Source organism: Thioclava sp. UBA3469 (assembly GCF_002378135.1).
Lineage (GTDB): Bacteria > Pseudomonadota > Alphaproteobacteria > Rhodobacterales > Rhodobacteraceae > Thioclava > Thioclava sediminum.
The window spans coordinates 13,216-30,190 of sequence record NZ_DFRG01000156.1; the positions used below are offsets into that span (position 1 = coordinate 13,216).

Annotated in this window: 16 protein-coding genes; 10 read left to right on the forward strand and 6 right to left on the reverse strand. The window is 62.7% G+C overall.

What is annotated here, in order from left to right; translation table 11 throughout:
* The first annotated feature begins 138 nt into the window (after nucleotides 1-138).
* Nucleotides 139-441: a hypothetical protein gene (locus B3D39_RS12055; RefSeq protein WP_078545282.1), complete on the forward strand. Its 303-nt coding sequence runs from the start codon at nucleotides 139-141 to the stop codon at nucleotides 439-441.
* A gap of 50 nt (nucleotides 442-491) precedes the next feature.
* Here the strand turns inward: B3D39_RS12055 and B3D39_RS12060 are convergent, their stop codons facing one another.
* The 3 genes from B3D39_RS12060 to B3D39_RS12070 form a co-directional block, all read right to left on the reverse strand.
* A complete protein-coding gene (locus B3D39_RS12060; RefSeq protein ID WP_274961759.1) occupies nucleotides 492-1,592 on the reverse strand; it encodes a quaternary amine ABC transporter ATP-binding protein in 1,101 nt (366 codons plus the stop codon).
* Nucleotides 1,585-2,496: an ABC transporter permease gene (locus B3D39_RS12065; RefSeq protein WP_078521824.1), complete on the reverse strand. Its 912-nt coding sequence runs from the start codon at nucleotides 2,494-2,496 to the stop codon at nucleotides 1,585-1,587. Before B3D39_RS12065 ends, B3D39_RS12060 begins: the two co-directional genes overlap by 8 nt.
* Before the next feature lie 92 nt (nucleotides 2,497-2,588).
* Entirely contained in the window at nucleotides 2,589-3,596 is a 1,008-nt protein-coding gene (locus B3D39_RS12070; RefSeq protein ID WP_134330328.1) for an ABC transporter substrate-binding protein, read from the reverse strand.
* Between the two features lie 249 nt (nucleotides 3,597-3,845).
* On the opposite strand from B3D39_RS12070, the gene B3D39_RS12075 reads away from it, so the two are divergent.
* A complete protein-coding gene (locus tag B3D39_RS12075; protein WP_274961760.1) occupies nucleotides 3,846-4,931 on the forward strand; it encodes a diacylglycerol/lipid kinase family protein in 1,086 nt (361 codons plus the stop codon).
* On the forward strand, nucleotides 4,928-5,713 hold the full coding sequence (locus B3D39_RS12080) for a metallophosphoesterase family protein (protein WP_274961761.1): 786 nt from the start codon (nucleotides 4,928-4,930) through the stop codon (nucleotides 5,711-5,713). The genes B3D39_RS12075 and B3D39_RS12080 overlap by 4 nt, the downstream gene beginning before the upstream one ends.
* On the opposite strand, the gene B3D39_RS12085 is transcribed toward B3D39_RS12080, so the two are convergent.
* Nucleotides 5,714-6,193: a MarR family winged helix-turn-helix transcriptional regulator gene (locus tag B3D39_RS12085; RefSeq protein WP_078522117.1), complete on the reverse strand. Its 480-nt coding sequence runs from the start codon at nucleotides 6,191-6,193 to the stop codon at nucleotides 5,714-5,716.
* A gap of 253 nt (nucleotides 6,194-6,446) precedes the next feature.
* On the opposite strand from B3D39_RS12085, the gene ectA reads away from it, so the two are divergent.
* The 7 genes from ectA (at nucleotide 6,447) to B3D39_RS12120 (ending at nucleotide 15,272) form a co-directional block, all read left to right on the forward strand.
* Complete coding sequence (ectA, locus tag B3D39_RS12090; RefSeq protein ID WP_232621702.1) at nucleotides 6,447-6,977, forward strand: diaminobutyrate acetyltransferase; 531 nt, start codon at nucleotides 6,447-6,449, stop codon at nucleotides 6,975-6,977.
* A 48-nt stretch (nucleotides 6,978-7,025) separates the two neighbouring features.
* A complete protein-coding gene (gene ectB, locus B3D39_RS12095; protein ID WP_093476885.1) occupies nucleotides 7,026-8,312 on the forward strand; it encodes a diaminobutyrate--2-oxoglutarate transaminase in 1,287 nt (428 codons plus the stop codon).
* Nucleotides 8,313-8,366: 54 nt separating this feature from the next.
* Complete coding sequence (locus B3D39_RS12100) at nucleotides 8,367-8,768, forward strand: ectoine synthase (protein ID WP_075775937.1); 402 nt, start codon at nucleotides 8,367-8,369, stop codon at nucleotides 8,766-8,768.
* 10 nt (nucleotides 8,769-8,778) lie between these two features.
* Nucleotides 8,779-10,209, forward strand: coding sequence for an aspartate kinase (locus B3D39_RS12105; protein ID WP_274961762.1), 1,431 nt, complete (start codon nucleotides 8,779-8,781; stop codon nucleotides 10,207-10,209).
* A 165-nt stretch (nucleotides 10,210-10,374) separates the two neighbouring features.
* Nucleotides 10,375-11,793 (forward strand): cytochrome ubiquinol oxidase subunit I, encoded by a 1,419-nt coding sequence (locus B3D39_RS12110; protein WP_414717995.1) that lies wholly within the window; start codon nucleotides 10,375-10,377, stop codon nucleotides 11,791-11,793.
* Nucleotides 11,790-12,803, forward strand: coding sequence for a cytochrome d ubiquinol oxidase subunit II (cydB, locus tag B3D39_RS12115; RefSeq protein ID WP_078571393.1), 1,014 nt, complete (start codon nucleotides 11,790-11,792; stop codon nucleotides 12,801-12,803). Before B3D39_RS12110 ends, cydB begins: the two co-directional genes overlap by 4 nt.
* Nucleotides 12,804-12,989: 186 nt before the next feature.
* Entirely contained in the window at nucleotides 12,990-15,272 is a 2,283-nt protein-coding gene (locus B3D39_RS12120) for an FdhF/YdeP family oxidoreductase (protein ID WP_274961763.1), read from the forward strand.
* On the opposite strand, the gene B3D39_RS12125 is transcribed toward B3D39_RS12120, so the two are convergent.
* Nucleotides 15,269-16,447 (reverse strand): MFS transporter, encoded by a 1,179-nt coding sequence (locus tag B3D39_RS12125; RefSeq protein ID WP_274961764.1) that lies wholly within the window; start codon nucleotides 16,445-16,447, stop codon nucleotides 15,269-15,271. The two genes, B3D39_RS12120 and B3D39_RS12125, sit on opposite strands and share 4 nt — an antisense overlap.
* A gap of 84 nt (nucleotides 16,448-16,531) precedes the next feature.
* Nucleotides 16,532-16,975 (reverse strand): NAD-dependent epimerase/dehydratase family protein (locus B3D39_RS12130; protein ID WP_286789729.1); only part of this gene is annotated, 444 nt, incomplete at its 5' end.

The window sequence follows — 16,975 nt, forward strand, 5'->3', positions numbered from 1 at the left end:
GGCTTCACGAATGCTCACCTCGCGAAAATCTGATTTTTCTGTGCTCGACGGTGAAGAAGAGTGCATTATCTCAACCTGTACCTGCGATCCTGACGACCTGACGTCGCTTTGCAGCGATGTCTGGTTTTAGGAGTTTATATGGATCCCCTGTCTTTTATGCGCATCGGCTTCGAGGCCGCGCGGATCGGCTTTGAGGCCCAAGCGGTGATTTCGATGCGCGTCGCGGGAATGATGGGGCTCTGGGATGTCTCCCCGCTCGAATCGCTCCAGATGGTGCAGGAAAAGCCCGTGGCGGTCGTAGCTGCGGCGGAGGCTGCGGCATTTGCGCTTTTGCGGGGGCAAACGGCGGATCGGGCGATTTCGGCGTCGATCACGCAGATCGGAAACCACACCAGCGCCAACATGACGCGATTGTCGCGTCGTGGACCCAGCTGGCTCTGACGGCACGAGCCGGGCAGGGCCGCCACGCTGACGCGGCGACCCCGTAGTCATCAGGCGGCGCTGTCTTCCTCGACCTCGTCATCGCCTTCTTCGACGCTTGCAGGCGTCACCATGGCGGTCAGGATCGTCGTCATGTCGACCATGCCGATCGGCTTGTTGGCCGCGTCGACAACCGTCGCCGTACGCACCTCGGCATCGGCCATCCGGCGCGCGATCTTTTCGAGCACCGAGCTGGCTTTCACCTTCATCTTCGGCAACTCGCCCTCGGGCAGAGGCAAGGCGATGGTCTCGGCACGGATAACCCGGCCACGGTTCACCTCGCGCACGAACTCGGCGATGTATTCATTCGCCGGGCGCAGCACGATTTCCTGCCCCGTGCCGACCTGATTGAGCGCCCCGTCCCGCAGGATGGCGATCTTGTCGCCAAGGCGCAGCGCCTCGTCGAGGTCGTGGGTGATGAAGACGATCGTCTTCTTCAGCTCGGCCTGCAGGTCCAGAAGCACCTTCTGCATATCCATCCGGATCAGCGGATCGAGTGCCGAGAACGCTTCGTCCATCAGAAGGATGTCCGCGTCGTTGGCCAGCGCGCGGGCAAGGCCCACCCGCTGCTGCATCCCGCCCGAGAGCTGGTTCGGATAGTTATCCTCGTAGCCCGCGAGCCCGACGCGCTCGATCCATTTCTTCGCGATCGGTTCCGATTGCGACCGGTCGACCCCTTGGATATCCAGCCCGTAGCAGGTGTTTTCCAGCACGGTCCGGTGCGGCAGAAGCGCGAACTTCTGGAACACCATCGCAGTCTCATGGCGACGGAATTCCCGCAGTTCCTCTTCGTTCATCTTCACCACGTCGCGGCCGTTATAGAGGATCTCCCCGGCCGTGGGCATGATCAGCCCGTTGATGTGGCGGATGAGCGTCGACTTGCCCGAGCCCGACAGGCCCATGATCACCGAGATCTTGCCCGGCGGCAGGGTAAGGTTGATGTCCTGCAGGCCCAGAACGTGCTTGTGCTTGTCGTTGAGCTCTTCCTTGCCCATGCCGGCCTGCACCTTCTCCACGTAATCCTTGGGGCGCGCCCCGAAGATCTTGTAGAGATTGCGGATCTCGATGCCCGAGCGGTTGCCGGTATCGGTGTTGGTCGTGGCATCAGTCATGGCCAGCCTCCGAATGTTTCTGCAGCCGCTTGCCGAACGCCTGGCTTGCGCGGTCGAAGATGATCGCGATCGCAACAAGTGCGAAGCCGTTCAGGAAGCCGATGGTGAAGAACTGGTTGTTAATCGCCTGCAGCACGTTTTTACCGAGGCCACCAACGCCGACCATCGAGGCCACGACGACCATCGCCAGCGCCATCATGATGGTCTGGTTGACGCCCGCCATGATCGTCGGCAGCGACAGCGGAAGCTGCACGCCCCAAAGCTTCTGACGGGGATTGGCGCCGAAGGCGTCCGCGGCTTCGATGACTTCCTTGTCCACGAGGCGGATGCCCAGATTGGTCAGGCGGATCATCGGCGGGATCGCGTAGATCACAACGGCGATCACGCCGGGCACCTTGCCGATACCGAAGATCACGACGACCGGGATCAGGTAGACGAAGGATGGCATGGTCTGCATGACATCGAGCACCGGCGTCAGGATTTTCTGCATCCGGTCCGAGCGCGCCATCAGGATGCCGATCGGCAGGCCGAGGATGATCGCGATCAGCGTCGCCACCGTGACCATCGCGAGGGTGGTCATCGTGTCTTCCCACAGTCCGAAGATGCCGATGAAGGCAAGGCCCATGGACGAGCCGAGCACGATCTTCGGATTGCGCGAGGCGAACCACACCACGACGAGGATCAGCGCGAAGATGATGAACCACGGCGTGTCCACGAAGGCGTGTTCGAGGGTGTTGAGAAACCATTGAAGCGGCCGGGTGGCCGCGTCGATTTGATCGGAATAAGCGCGGACGATGCCACGAAACCCGTCGTCGATGCCCATGCGCATGTGGCGCAGGGTGGAGTTGGGAAGGGAAGGGAACTCACAGAGCAGTTCCGGCAAGCCCCAGCATGAAGATGCCATCTTGTTATGTCCTCCGGTCGATTATTTGCGCCGGTTAAAAGAAAACGCGCGCGAGGCTCCCCTCACGCGCGCCAAAATCTCGGATCGCCCGCTCAGAGCGCGTCCTCGACCTTCTTGATCACATCGTCAGAAAGCCAAGCCTTCCAGACGTCGGGATAGTTCTCGAGGAAGTAGTAAGCGGTGTCCTCGTTGGTGCCTTGGTTGTCGGCCTGCCATGCGAGGAACTCACCCACGGTCTTGTTCGACCATTCACGCTTGCCAAGGTAGTCCATCGCCACCGCGTTGTTCTCGGCGAATTCCTTGGTCACGACCGTGTACACGTCCGAGGTCGGGTAGGCGTTGGGCTTGGGATCGACGCAATCGGCCTGCGAGTTGCAGTTGTCCCAGGCTTCCTTGTCGCCCTCGACGCCCGCGTCGAGCTTGACCATCGGGTATTTGCCGAGGATCGCGGTCGGGGCCCAGTAGTAACCCAGCCAGCCCTTCTTGGACTCGTAGGCATTGGCGATCGAGCCGTCGAGGCCCGCAGCCGAACCGGTGTCGACCAGCTTGAAGCCCTTCTCCTCGGCCTTGTGAGCCTTGAAGCGGTTCGCGGTCGAGATCTGGCAGTTCCATCCCGACGGGCAGTTGTAGACGCCACCGATGGACGGCTCTTCGGGATCGGGGAACAGGTCGGGATGCGCCAGCGCATCATCGACCGTCTTGATCTCGGGATGCTCGTCGGCGACGTATTTCGGGATCCACCAGCCTTCTTCACCGCCATCCTTGAGGATTTCGGCAGCGATCACGAGGCGATCTTCGCTGACGGCCTTGTCGAGCGCGACTTTCACCGCGTTCACCCAAAGCTCGGGCGCGATGTCGGGCTCGCCCTTCTCGTTCATCGAGGTGAAGGTCGGCATCGTGTCGCCGGTCACCAGCGTCACGTCACAGCCGTAGCCGTTCTCGAGAATGATCTTGTCGACCCAAGCGGCGACCCCGGCCGAAGCCCAGTTCATTTCGGCTTCGGTAACGGAACCACATTCGCCATCGGCGGCGAAGGCGGGCGCCGAGAAGGTCGCCAGCGGCAGTGCCGTCAGTAACGCAGCAAGCGCTTTCTTGTTCATACAGTTCTCCTGTTGTGGCAGCTTTGATTGAAGCGATCCGCGCGGGCTGCCGCCGTGATATCGGTCGCGTTAAGTCCCGGTTTTTCCCCAGGTTGGAATCTTCGCACAGTCACGCTCACGCGATAACGGTCGCAAGACTTGCCAAATTCCGACACTCTATGTCGTAAATAACCAAGTCCCGAGGCGCAACCTTTTCACGGACCTTTCCACCTCCCTGCGGCGTTACAGCCGCGACGAAGAGGTGACATCATGACTGCCGAGCCGAAGGATTCCGTCAAACCGGAGAATGATACGGGGCCTGACAGCCTCGTGGATCGAGACGCGAAATCCGCGCTCCAGTCCGGGTTGAATGACGAAAAGGGCGATGAAAAATTGACGAATGGCACCCCGCCGGAGCCAAGCGTCGCATTGCGCCGGCAGGCGGTCGCGCTGATCGCGAACCCCTCTTCGGGCGGCAACGCAAAAGATGAAGAGGCGATCCGCCGCGCGATGGATGCGCTCGGTGACGGCGCGTCGCTTTACCGGTGGTCGCCGGAAAGCGACATTGTGGCGACCGTCCGCAAGGCGCTCGACGATGGCGCGGAGATGATCGTCGCAGCGGGTGGAGATGGCACTGCGATGGCCGTCGCGGGCGCGCTGGTGGGGCAGGAGGTGCCGATGGCCGTGCTGCCGCTCGGCACGTTCAACTTCTTTGCGCGCGGCCTGCGCCTCTCCGAGGATCCGGAGGAGGCGGCGCGCGCGATCCGTGAGGGCAGCGCCCATCCGATCCGGGTCGGCGAGGTGAACGGGCGGGTGTTTCTGAACAACGCGTCGCTCGGTATCTACCCGTCGATCCTCAAGGCGCGCGAAGATATTTACGCCCGCTGGGGTCGTCGCCGGATCGTCGCGCATTGGTCGGTCTTCAAGACTTTCCTGCGCTTCCAGCGCCCGATGCGGCTGAAGATCACGGCGGACGGGGAAACCAGGAGCCGCCGCACCGCGCTCGTCTTCATCGCGCGCTCGGCCTATCAACTCGATTTCTTCGGGCTCGACGGGGCGACGGTCATCAGCGACGACGCCTTCGCGGTGCTGGTGGCGAAGGCGCAGAGCCGCCGCGACCTCTTCCGCCTGTCGTCGCGGCTAGTGCGCCGCAAGACCAAACGGGGCGAGGATTACGAATTGATCCGCGCGAAATCCTTCGAGATCGAAACCGCACGCGGGCGCGGCCTGTTGGCATATGACGGCGAGAAATGCCGCGAACAAAGCCCGTTCCGCTTCAAGATGTCCGACGAGCCGCTCTGGATCGTACTGCCAGCCAAGGACACGGACGCCGAGACCCAAGACGCGACCGCATGACCCGTATCGTTCACCTTTCCGATCTGCATTTCGGGCGTAGCCTGCCCGAGCTCGAGGCGCCGCTCCTGACAGCGGTGAACCGGCTCGCGCCGGATTTGACGGTGATCTCCGGGGACTTCACGCAGCGCGCCCGGCGCGGCCAGTTCGCGCAGGCGCGGCTGTTCGTGGAGCAGATCGAAAGCGAGACGCTTTCGGTGCCCGGCAATCACGACACGCCGCTCGACAACCTCTTCCTGCGCATGCTCAAGCCCTTCGGGCGCTACAAATCCGATATCAATCATAATCTGGAGCCGGTCTTCGAGACCGATCGCCTGAAGGCGGTCGGCGTGAATACGGTGAACCGGTTCGCCTGGCAGCGCGGCAAGGTGCCCGAGCGGACGATCTCCCGGCTGTGTCGGGAATTCGGCGAGGCGGGCGAGAGGCTGCGAATCGCGGTGATGCACCATCCGCTCGAACATGGGCCCGAGGTCGACAAGGCGCTCATGGACGGGGCAGGGGATGCGTTGGAGGGCATGTCGGACTGCGGCGCGGATCTCGTGCTGTCGGGGCATCTGCACACCGGATCGGTGGCGCCTTTCTCGGCGGTGCCGGGCATCCTGTTCGTGCAGGCGGGGACGGGCCTGTCCTCGCGTCTGCGCGGCGAGCCCAATACGTTCAATGTTATTGAAGGGGGGCGCGACGCTCTGTCGATCACGCTCTACGGCGCGCGCGACATGAGCTTCGAGCCAATCGGGGCCGACGAATTCACGCGGGGCCCCGATGGGGCTTGGGTCAAAGGCTGATCAGTTCGGCTTGCCCGAGATATCGCCCCAGTCCAGAACCGGCGCCGCGTCGATGTCATGCGCGTCGAGCATCGAGGCCACACGCTCGAGCGAGGCGATGATCTGCGCCTGCTCCCAATCTTCCAGCGCCTCGAAACGGCGCACGAAAATCTGTTGCAGCGCGTCGGGGGCCTCGTCGATCGCGCTCGCGCCGAGTTCGGTAATCACGATGTCGGTCTGACGACGATCCCGCTCGGAACGCTGACGGGTCACCATGCCCTTGCGCTCGAGCTTGTCGATCAACGCCGTCATCGTCGCCTGACTCACGCCCATGCGTTGCGCGATCGCCTTCGGGGTGGACCAACCTTTTTCGGAAATCACCTGAAGGACCCGGAACTGCGCAGGCGTCAGCCCGGCAGCCTTGGCCAGGTCGCGGCCGAACATTTCGGTCGCGCGCAGGATTCTACGCAAGGCGATCAGGCTCGTATCGACACGCTCCATCAGGCGGCGGGCCCCTTTTTTATCAAGACGGCCCAGTATCGCAGAGAGTTCCGTGCTCTGCAATTGCTTGGCTTTACTAAGCTTATCGTGTTCGTTTTTACTCATTTGCTTTGTCATGCTAATGGTATTTAGGGCTTATAAGCAAGAATATAAGGCTATAATCGGAACTTTTCCTGGTTCCATTAGTTAGGTGGTTGAAATTTTCGACCACATGAACTACTTAGGCTACCGAAGCAAACGAGAGGAAAGAGCCGTGCCGCAAGTCGAGTCGATCAAGAAGGGTTCTAAACTGGTCTTCCGTAAGCCGGAGTCCGAAGACGGCAGCGAAATCTGGAAGCTGATCCGCCGCTGCAAGCCGCTTGATGAAAATTCGATGTATTGCAACCTTCTGCAGTGCGATCACTTCGGGGACACCTGTGTCCTCGTGGAGCGCGAAGGCGAAGTCGTCGGCTGGATTTCGGGCTACATCGCCCCGTCCGAGCCGGACACGTTCTTCGTGTGGCAGGTGGCTGTTTCCCCCGACGCACGCGGTCTTGGCCTTGGTAAGCGCATGCTGCGCCACCTCATCCAGCGCGACGTCGCCGAAGACTGCACCAAGTTGAAGACGACCATCACCGAAAGCAACGAAGCGAGCTGGGCGCTCTTCCGCTCCTTCGCACGTTCGATGGGCGGCGAGCTGACCGATGAGGCGCACTTCCACGAAGAAGACCATTTCGACGGCCATGCCTCGACCGAGCATATGGTCACCATCACCTTCCCCGAGGAGGCGCGTGCCGCCGCCTGATCTCAGGCCGCGCACCCTCCTCATTCCCCCAATTCTATGGAGTCCCCCATGACCGTTCATTCGACGGATAAAACGATCTTTACCCAACGCGAATCTGAGGCCCGCTCCTACTGCCGTGGCTTCGATACCGTTTTCACCAGCGCGCAAGGCTCGGAACTGACCGACGCCGAGGGCAACACCTATATCGACTTCCTCGCCGGTTGCTCGTCGCTGAACTACGGGCACAACGACCCGGACATGAAGCAGGCGCTGATCGAGCACCTGACCGAGAACAAGATGGGTCACGCGCTCGACCTGCACACCGACAGCAAGGCCAAGTTCCTGAGCGCTTTCGAGGAGCATATCCTCGCGCCGCGCGGCATGGACCATAAGCTGATGTTCATCGGCCCGACCGGTGCGAATGCCGTCGAAGCCGCGATGAAGATCGCGCGCAAGGCGACCGGCCGCACCAACATCATCGCCTTCACCAACGGCTTCCATGGCGTGACCATGGGTGCGCTGGCGGCGACCGGTAACGGCTACCACCGCGGTGGCGCCGGCATGGACACGCATGGCGTGACCCGCATGCCCTATGACGCCTATGCCGATGGTGTGGATTCGGTCGCGCTGCTCGACCAGATGCTCTCGGACGCCTCGGGCGGTATCGACGCTCCGGCGGCGATCATGCTGGAGACGGTTCAGGGCGAGGGCGGCCTCAACGCCGCAAGCCCGGAATTCGTGAAAGGCGTCGAGCAAGTTGCCCGCAAGCACGGCGCGCTGTTCATCATCGACGACATTCAGGCAGGCTGCGGCCGCACCGGCACCTTCTTCTCCTTCGAGGAGATGGACGTGATGCCCGACGTCGTGACCCAAGCGAAGTCGATCTCGGGCTTCGGCATGCCGATGGCGCTGGTTCTGGTGCGTCCCGACTACGACGTGTTCGGCCCGGCCGAGCATAACGGCACCTTCCGCGGCAACACCCATGCCTTCGTGACCGCCACCGTGGCGATCGAGAAGTTTTGGGCCGACGACAAGTTCCAGAAGGAACTGGCCGTGAAATCGGACGTCCTGCGGGAAGGTCTGGCCGCTGTGGCCGATCTCGTGCCGGGTGCCTTCCTCAAGGGCCGTGGCCTGATGCAGGGTGTCGATGTCGGCACCGGCGAACTGGCTTCGGCGATCTGCGGTCGCTGCTTCGAGAAAGGTCTCGTGATCGAGACTTCGGGCAATGACGACCAGGTCGTGAAGGTTCTCGCACCGCTGACCACGCCGATGGAACAATTCCGCAAGGGTCTGGAAATCCTGCGCGAAGCCGCCACCGAGGTGACGGGCGAGCGCACGGACATCGCGGCGGAATAATCCGCCGCTGCCTCCCCCAGCGACTTACGAAATTCAGATACGGAGACACATCACATGATCGTTCGTGATTTCAACAAGCTTAAGAACACCGACCGCGACGTGTCCGACGCCGATTGGAGCAGCGTGCGCATGCTGCTCGCAGACGACAAGATGGGCTTCAGCTTCCACATCACCACGCTGAAGGCCGGTTCGGACCACACGTTCCACTACAAGCACCATTTCGAGAGCGTCTACTGCATCTCGGGCAACGGCCACATCACCGAGCTCGACAACGGCACGCGCCACGAAATCAAGCCGGGTGTCATGTATGCGCTGAACCTGCATGACCATCACCGCCTCGTCGCGGGTGACGAAGACCTCGTCATGGCCTGCTGCTTCAACCCGCCGGTGACCGGCAATGAGGTTCACCGTGAGGACGGCTCGTATGCGCCGGCCGAAGAACTGGAAAATTCGTAAGGGGGCCAAATTGACCCACCAGAATCACACAGTCGAAAAGATCGGCGGCACCTCGATGAGCCGCGTGGACGAGCTGCTCGACACGCTGTTCATCGGAGACCGCAAGGGCGCCGATCTTTACAACCGCATTTTCGTCGTCTCGGCGTTTGGTGGCATCACCAATCTGCTGCTCGAACATAAGAAGTCGGGCGAGGCGGGCGTCTATGCGCAATTCGCAAAAGCCGACAGCGAACATGGCTGGCACGAGGCGCTGAGCCGCGTCTCGTCCGCGATGGTCGAAGCGCATGAGAAGGTGCTCGAGCACCCGGGCGACATCGCGCAGGCCACCGAGTTCGTGCGTGAGCGTATCGAAGGCGCGCGCAACTGCCTGATCGACCTGCAGCGCCTGTGCTCCTACGGGCACTTCCGCCTCTCGCAGCACATGCTGCAGATCCGCGAATTGCTGTCGGGTCTGGGCGAGGCGCATTCGGCCTTCGTCACCACGCTCCTGCTGCAGCGCAACGGCGTGAACGCACGTCTCGTCGACCTCTCCGGTTGGCGCGACGAGACCGATCACGACCTCGAAGGCCGGATCATGGGGGCGATGAAGGATGTCGACCCGGCGTCCGAAATGCCGATCGTGACGGGATATGCGCAATGCGCCGAAGGCCTGATGCGGGAATTCGACCGTGGCTATTCCGAGGTGACCTTCTCCAAGCTTGCAGCCCTCACCGGCGCGCGCGAGGCGATCATTCACAAGGAATTCCATCTATCCTCTGCCGACCCGAAGCTGGTTGGCGAAGGCAAGGTGCGCAAGCTGGGCCACACGAACTATGACGTCGCCGACCAGATGTCGAACATGGGCATGGAGGCGATCCACCCGAAGGCCGCCAAGACCCTGCGCCAGGCGGACGTTCCGCTGCGCGTCACCAATGCGTTCGACCCGGGCGATCCGGGCACGCTGATCGACGACAAGCCCGCCAAGGAAGCGGCGGTCGAGATGGTGACCGGGCTCGATATCATCGCGCTGGAAGTGTTCGAACAGGACATGGTCGGCGTGAAGGGCTACGACGCCAAGATTCTCGAAGTGCTGACGCGTCATGGCGTGCGCATCGTGTCGAAAGCGTCGAACGCCAACACGATCACCCACTATGTCGACGCGCCGATCGAGGTGCTCCAGAAGGTCGAGAAGGACCTCTGCGAAATCTACCCGTCGGCGGAAATCTCGGCGCGGATGCTCTCGATGGCTTCGGTCATCGGGCGTGACCTGAAGGGCCTCTCGGTTCTGACCCGGGGTCTGCAGGCAATCGCCAAGGACGGCATGGAAAGCCTCGGCGCGACCCAAGGTCCGCGCAATGTCGATGTGCAATTCGTGCTCGAACGCGGTGACCTGAAACCTGTTATCAAGGCGCTCCATGAGGAGTTCATCCCGGAAGAAAGCGCCCTCAAACAAGTCGCCTGAAATAAGCGACATTGAACTGATGAAGCCCGTGCGGATCTCCGTGCGGGCTTTTTTCTTTGGCTGCGACAACCCGTCCCAGTTGGGCTTTGAACCACGTTCCGGCGGTTGCCGTATCCTCGGGCAAGTCTAGTTCTTATCACGCAACGTGCAGAAACGCGGACGGCCATGAGCATTTTCGACATACCGACACTCGATCTGGCGCGGGCACAATTCGCCTTCGTCGTCTCGGCGCATATCGTTTTCCCGGCCTTTTCCATCGGTACGGCAAGTTACCTGATGGTGCTGGAAGCCCTGCGGATGATTACCGGCAAGGAGGTCTTCCTGAGGATCTTCGAGTTCTGGAAACACATCTTCGCGGTGGTCTTCGGGATGGGCGTCGTCTCGGGCGTCGTGATGTCCTACGAGTTCGGCCTGAACTTCGCGCATTTCTCCGACAAGGCGGGACCGGTGATCGGGCCGCTGATGGGCTACGAGGTGATGACCGCCTTCTTCCTCGAGGCGGGCTTCCTCGGGATCATGCTCTTCGGGCGCAACCGGGTGAACAAGTGGATCTACATGTTCGCCGTGACGATGGTGGCCTTCGGTACGTTGCTCTCGGCCTTCTGGATCCTCTCCGTGAACAGCTGGATGCAGACGCCCGCAGGCTTCGCGATGAACGATGTCGGCCAATTCATCCCGCAGAACTGGTGGGAGGTGATCTTCAATCCCTCGCTGCCCTATCGCTTCGTGCATATGGTGCTGGCGGCCTACCTGACCACGGCGCTCGTCGTGGCCGGGGTCGGGGCTTGGCATCACATCAAGGGCACGGCGGATGACGCGGTGCGCACGATGTTCCGCATGGCGGTGGCGATGATTCTCGTGACCGCGCCGATCCAGATCCTTGCAGGCGACCAGCACGGGCTCAACACGCTCGAACATCAGCCCGCCAAGATCGCGGCGATGGAAGGGCATTGGGAGACCAGCAAAGGCGCCGGGCTGATCCTGTTCGGCATCCCGAACCCGAGCCAGGAGCGCACCGATTACAAGATCGAGGTGCCCTATGCGTCCTCGCTGATCCTGACACACTCGCTCGACGGCGAAGTGCCCGGCCTCGGGGACTTCCCGCCGAATGAACGCCCGCCGATGACGATCGTCTTCTTCACTTTTCGCATCATGGTGGGGCTCGGCTTCGCCTTCGCGGCGATCGGGCTCTGGGGCGGCTGGCTGATGTGGCGCAAGCGCCTGCACGAGCCGGGGCTGTTCCACAAAGTGGCGCTGGTCTTCGCGCCGGGCGGGTTCCTCGCGATCATCATGGGCTGGTTCACCACCGAATTCGGCCGCCAGCCCTATACGGTCTATGGCCACTTCACGACCGCGGAATCGGTGTCGAACCTCAGCCATGGCGCAGCCTGGGCGGCGCTGATCGGCTTCGTGGTCGTTTACGCCTTCCTGTTCGGTTCGGGCACTTTCTACCTGCTGCGACTGATGCGGCGCGGGCCGGAGTCGGCGGAGCCCGTCGAGAACACACCCCAGCGCGCCGGCGGCGTGGCGGGCGCGATGCTCGCCAATGATGTGACGACCGAGAAAGAGGAGGCCCACGTATGAGCGGCTTCGCCCATTATCTGCCCGACATCTGGGCCGCGATCATCGCCTTCGCGATCCTGACCTATGTGGTGCTCGACGGGTTCGACCTCGGCATCGGCATCCTCTTTCCCTTCCTCGGCTCCGAGGAGAACCGCACCCGCGCGATGAATTCGGTTGCGCCTGTCTGGGACGGTAACGAGACATGGCTGGTGATGGGCGGGGGCGGGCTGCTCGCCGTCTTCCCGCTGGCCTACGGGATCATCCTGAACGCGCTTTATGTTCCGATCATCATCATGCTGCTCTCGCTCGCCTTTCGTGGCGTGGCCTTCGAGTTTCGCGGCAAGACCCGGCGCTGGCAGAAGCTCTGGGACAAGGCGTTCTTCGGCGGCTCGCTGATCGCGACGCTGGCGCAGGGCGCGATCCTCGGCGGGCTGCTGCGCGGCCCCGAAGTGACCGGGCGCACCTTCACCGGCGGCCCGTTCGACTGGGTGAGCTGGTTCTCGCTCGGCACGGCGCTGGCGCTGGTCGCGGGCTATGTGATGCTGGGCTCGGCCTGGCTCGTCATCAAGACCTCGCACGGGCTCTATGATCTCGCGCGGCGCGTCGGGCAGGTGTCGCTGATCGTGACGCTCGGCTTTATCGCCCTCGCCTCGCTCGCGACGCCGTTCCTGCATCCCGAATATTATCACCGCTGGTTCCAGTGGCCGGGCGTCATCTGGAGCGCCGTGGTGCCGCTTTTGCTGATGGTGGCGGGCTTCGGTTACTGGACCGCGATCCGCTCGGATCGGGGCGTGGTCGCCTATCTTTCGGGGATTGCGATATTCATCCTGTGCTTCATGGGGCTCGGCCTGTCGATCTTCCCCTATATCGTGCCCGCCTCGATCACGATCCGCGAGGCGTCCACCACGGCGATGTCGCAGGGCTTCATTCTGGTCGGCGCGGCGATCTTCCTGCCGATCATTCTCGCCTATACGGCCTATGCCTATTGGGTGTTCCGCGGCAAGACGTCGGAGCATGAGCATCACTACTGAGTGAGACTACGGGACGGCCGGAACCGACCGGGCGCAGGCAGGGTTGGAACGATGTGACCAACATCCCGCGCATCATAAGCAGAGCCTTTCCCTCTGCGGTCTTCAGCCGGTCGGCTGGCCTGCGCGCGCCCGTTGGGGCGCGCGCAATTTCATATGCGCGGATCGACCCCGGAGGAGCTACGCGCCATGTCTGACAAGCTTGATAAACTACCCGAAGAAAGCGGCCCCTCCGGTGGTTGGGGCTCGATGCGGGGCATCGCCCGGGTCTTTGGCGACTCCTGGCCCTCGCCGGATGTGCTGCGCGAGCTGGAGCGTCAGAACAAACCGGGCGGTCTCATGTGCTCGTCCTGTGCTTTCCCGAAACCCGCCAATTACCATCCGTTCGAATTCTGCGAGAACGGGGCGAAGGCGACGCTGTGGGAGATGACCAAGTCGCGCCACACGCCCGAGTTCTGGGACGATCACACGGTCTCGGACCTGATGGACTGGTCCGACCACGAGCTGGAAAAGACCGGCCGTCTGACCGCGCCGATGCGCTACGACCGCGCCACTGATCGCTATGTCGAGGTCAGCTGGGACGAGGCCTTCTCCGAGATCGGGTCAATCCTGAAAGGTCTGCCGAAGCAGGAGGTCGTGTTCTACTCCTCGGGCCATGCCGGGCTGGAGGCCAGCTATCTCTGGGCGCTGATGGCGCGCGCTTATGGCAACAACAACCTGCCGCAAAGTTCGAACATGTGTCACGAGACGACCTCGGTCGGCCTGAAGAAGGTGATCGGGTCGTCGGTGGGCACGGTGCTTTGGGAAGACCTGGAGGCGACCGATTGCTACTTCTTTTTCGGCCAGAACCCCGGCACCAACTCGCCGCGCTTCCTGCATCCGCTCAAGGCGGCGAAGGATCGCGGCGCGAAGATCGTCACTTTCAACCCGGTGAAAGAGCAGGGGCTCGTCAGCTTCGTGGATCCGCAGAACATCCGTGACATGGCGACGGGGCGTGAGACGATCATCTCCGATCAGTATCACCAACTCAAAGCGGGCTCGGACATCGCGGCGCTGACTGGCCTGTGCAAGGCGGTGATCGAAGAGGATGAGAAGGCGCAGGAGCAGGGCCGTGCCGCGATCATCGACTGGGATTTCCTGAAGGAACACGCGGTCAATTATGACGGGTTCCTGACCTTCTGCCGCACGACACCGTGGGACAAGATCACCGAGGAATGCGGGCTGTCCGAGGCCGAGCTACGGCAGGCGGCCGACGTCTATATCCACGCCGAGAAGGTCATCGGCGTTTATGGCATGGGGCTGACCCAGCACGCCCATGGCGCGACCAATATCGGCATGCTGGTGAACTTCCTCGCGCTGCGCGGCAATATCGGGCGCAAGGGCGCGGGCTGTTGCCCGGTGCGCGGACACTCCAACGTGCAGGGCCAGCGGACCGTCGGCATTGCCGAGAAGGCCAAGCTGATCCCGATGGACAAGCTCCGCGAGCTTTACGGCTTCGAGCCGCCGCAGGAAGACGGCTTCCACATCGTCGATGCGGCGCAGGCGATGATGGAGGGCAAGGTTTCGGCCATGTTCTCGCTTGGCGGTAACCTCGTGCGCGCGCTGCCCGATAGCGAGCGGATCGAAGAGGCGTGGCCGAAGCAGAAGCTGACGGTGATGATCTCTACCAAGCTCAACCGCTCGCATCTCTATCCGGGCGAGGTGGCCTATATTCTGCCGTGTCTCAGCCGGTCCGAGAAGGACGAGCAGGAAACCGGCAATCAATATGTCTCGGTCGAGGACAGCTTCTCGAAAATCCACGGCTCGCTCGGCAAAAGCGCGCCCGCCTCGGACAAGCTGAAGTCCGAACTGGCCATCACCTGCGGCATCGCGAAAGCCGCCTGCGCGCCGAACCCCAAGCTGCAATGGGACGAATGGGTGAAAGACTATTCCGTCGTCCGCGATCTGATCGAGGCGACTTACCCGGACGACTTCCGCGGCTTCAACGCGCGGATGAACGAGCCGGGCGGCTTCTGGCGCGGAAACCCGGCGCATGATCGCATCTGGAAGACGGAAAGCGGCAAGCTGGAATTCACCACGCCGTCCAAGCTCAACGCGCTTGGCTTCGAGGACAAGCCGGGCCGTTTCCGGATGATCACCATGCGCTCGAACGACCAGTTCAACACCACGATCTACGGCTATTCGGACCGTTTCCGCGGTATCGAAGGGACGCGCGACGTGCTGTTGATGAACAAGATCGACATGGCCGATCTCGGGCTCGCGCATGGCGATCCGGTCGTGGTCCATGGCGACATGGATGACGGGATCGCGCGTCGCAAGACCGGGCTGAGCGTCATCACCTTCGAGCTGCCGCGCGGCACGGTCGGGGGCTATTACCCCGAATGCAACGTGTTGGTGCCGGTGGGGCTCAATGACGAGCTGTCGAAGACGCCCGGCTCCAAGGGCGTCCCGGTCCGCATCGAGAAGGCCTAAGCGGGAACAGCGGCGGGGCGACGGCTATCGAGCCATGCGATGGCAAGGAAGACGAGCCCCGCCGCCGCCAGCCCCGCGCCGACATAGCCGGTGGCCGTCCAGCCATAGCCGTTCGCAAGCGCGATCCCGGCAAGGAACGGCCCGATCGCGTTGGCGAGGTTGAAGGCCGCGTGGTTGAGGGCGGCGGCGAGCGTCTGCGCTTCGCCCGCGACCTCCATCAGCCGCATCTGCATCGGGATCACCATCCCGGCGGTCGACCCCAGCGCGATCATCGCCACCGACATCGCGACCCAGTTGCCGATCGTGAAGGTGTAGAGGATCGACATCACGATCATCCCGCAAAGCAGGATCACGCCTGCGCCGAAGCGCGACCAGTCCGACAGCTTACCCGAGATCCAGTTGCCCAGCGTCCCGCCCACGCCGAAGGCGGAAAGCGCCACGGGGATCGTCCAGGCGGGGCCTGCCTGCGTGTCGATCATCGCCGCCGACAGATAGGAATAGACCGCGAAGATGCCGCCGAAGCCGATCGAGCCCACGAGCAGCGTCAGCCAGACCGAGCGATTGGCCAGTGCGCCCAGCTCGCGCATCGGGCTGGCATTCGGGTCGCGCGGCGTCGCGGGGGCGACGCGCGCGATCATCAATGCGGAGGCCGCGCAGATCACCGCGACGATGGCAAAACCCCAGCGCCAGCCGAAATTCTGCCCGATCGCACCTGCGAGCGGCACGCCCACGATGTTCGCAATGGTCAGCCCGGTGATCACCATCGCGATGCCCTGCGCGCGTTTGCCCACGGGCATCAGATCGGCGGCGAAGAGCATCGCTATCCCGAAATAGGCGCCATGCGGCAGGCCGGAGGCGAAGCGCGCCGCCATGAAGCTATCCATATTCGGTGCGAACCCGGCCAGCAGGTTCGCCACCGCATAGAACCCCATCAACCCGATCAGGAACTGCTTGCGCGGGATTTTCGCGCCGATCACCGCCAGAAGCGGCGCGCCGATCACAACGCCAAGCGCATAAGCCGAAATCGCATGACCCGCCCGCGCCTCGGTGATCCCGAAATCGGCCGCGTAATAGGGCAGCAGCCCCATGGACGCGAACTCGATCACGCCGATACCGAAAGTGCCGAGGGCCAGCGACAGGATCACGGCCCGCGCGTGGCGGGGTTCGAGCGTCATGGGTAGTCTCCGAAAATAGGTGTAGCGCCGGGTATCAGCCCCGTGACTTAGGCGATTGCTGCGTTGCGGCAAGGGGCGAGGGGGTTATTTCCCGTAATAGTCGCGGAACCATGCCACGAATTTCGCGATCCCCTCGCACACATCGGTCTGCGGACGGTATCCAGTGAGGGACTGCAGAAGCGAGGCATCGGCCCAGGTCGCGGGCACGTCGCCTTTCTGCATCTCCATGTAATTGCGCTGCGCGGGGCGGCCCAGCTCGGCCTCCAGCGCATCGACGAAATCCAGAAGCTTCACCTTGTCGGAATTGCCGATATTGACGATCCGGTAGGGGGCCACGGGCGAGAGGCTGTCGCCCTCGGCGATCTCGTCGCGCGACGCGGGGCGCTCGGGGACCGCGTCGATCAGCAGGCGGATGCCGCGCACGAGGTCTTCGACATAGGTGAAGTCGCGATACATCTCGCCGTGATTGTAGATGTCGATGGGGCGGTCGTTCAGGATCGCATCGGTGAACTTGAACAGCGCCATGTC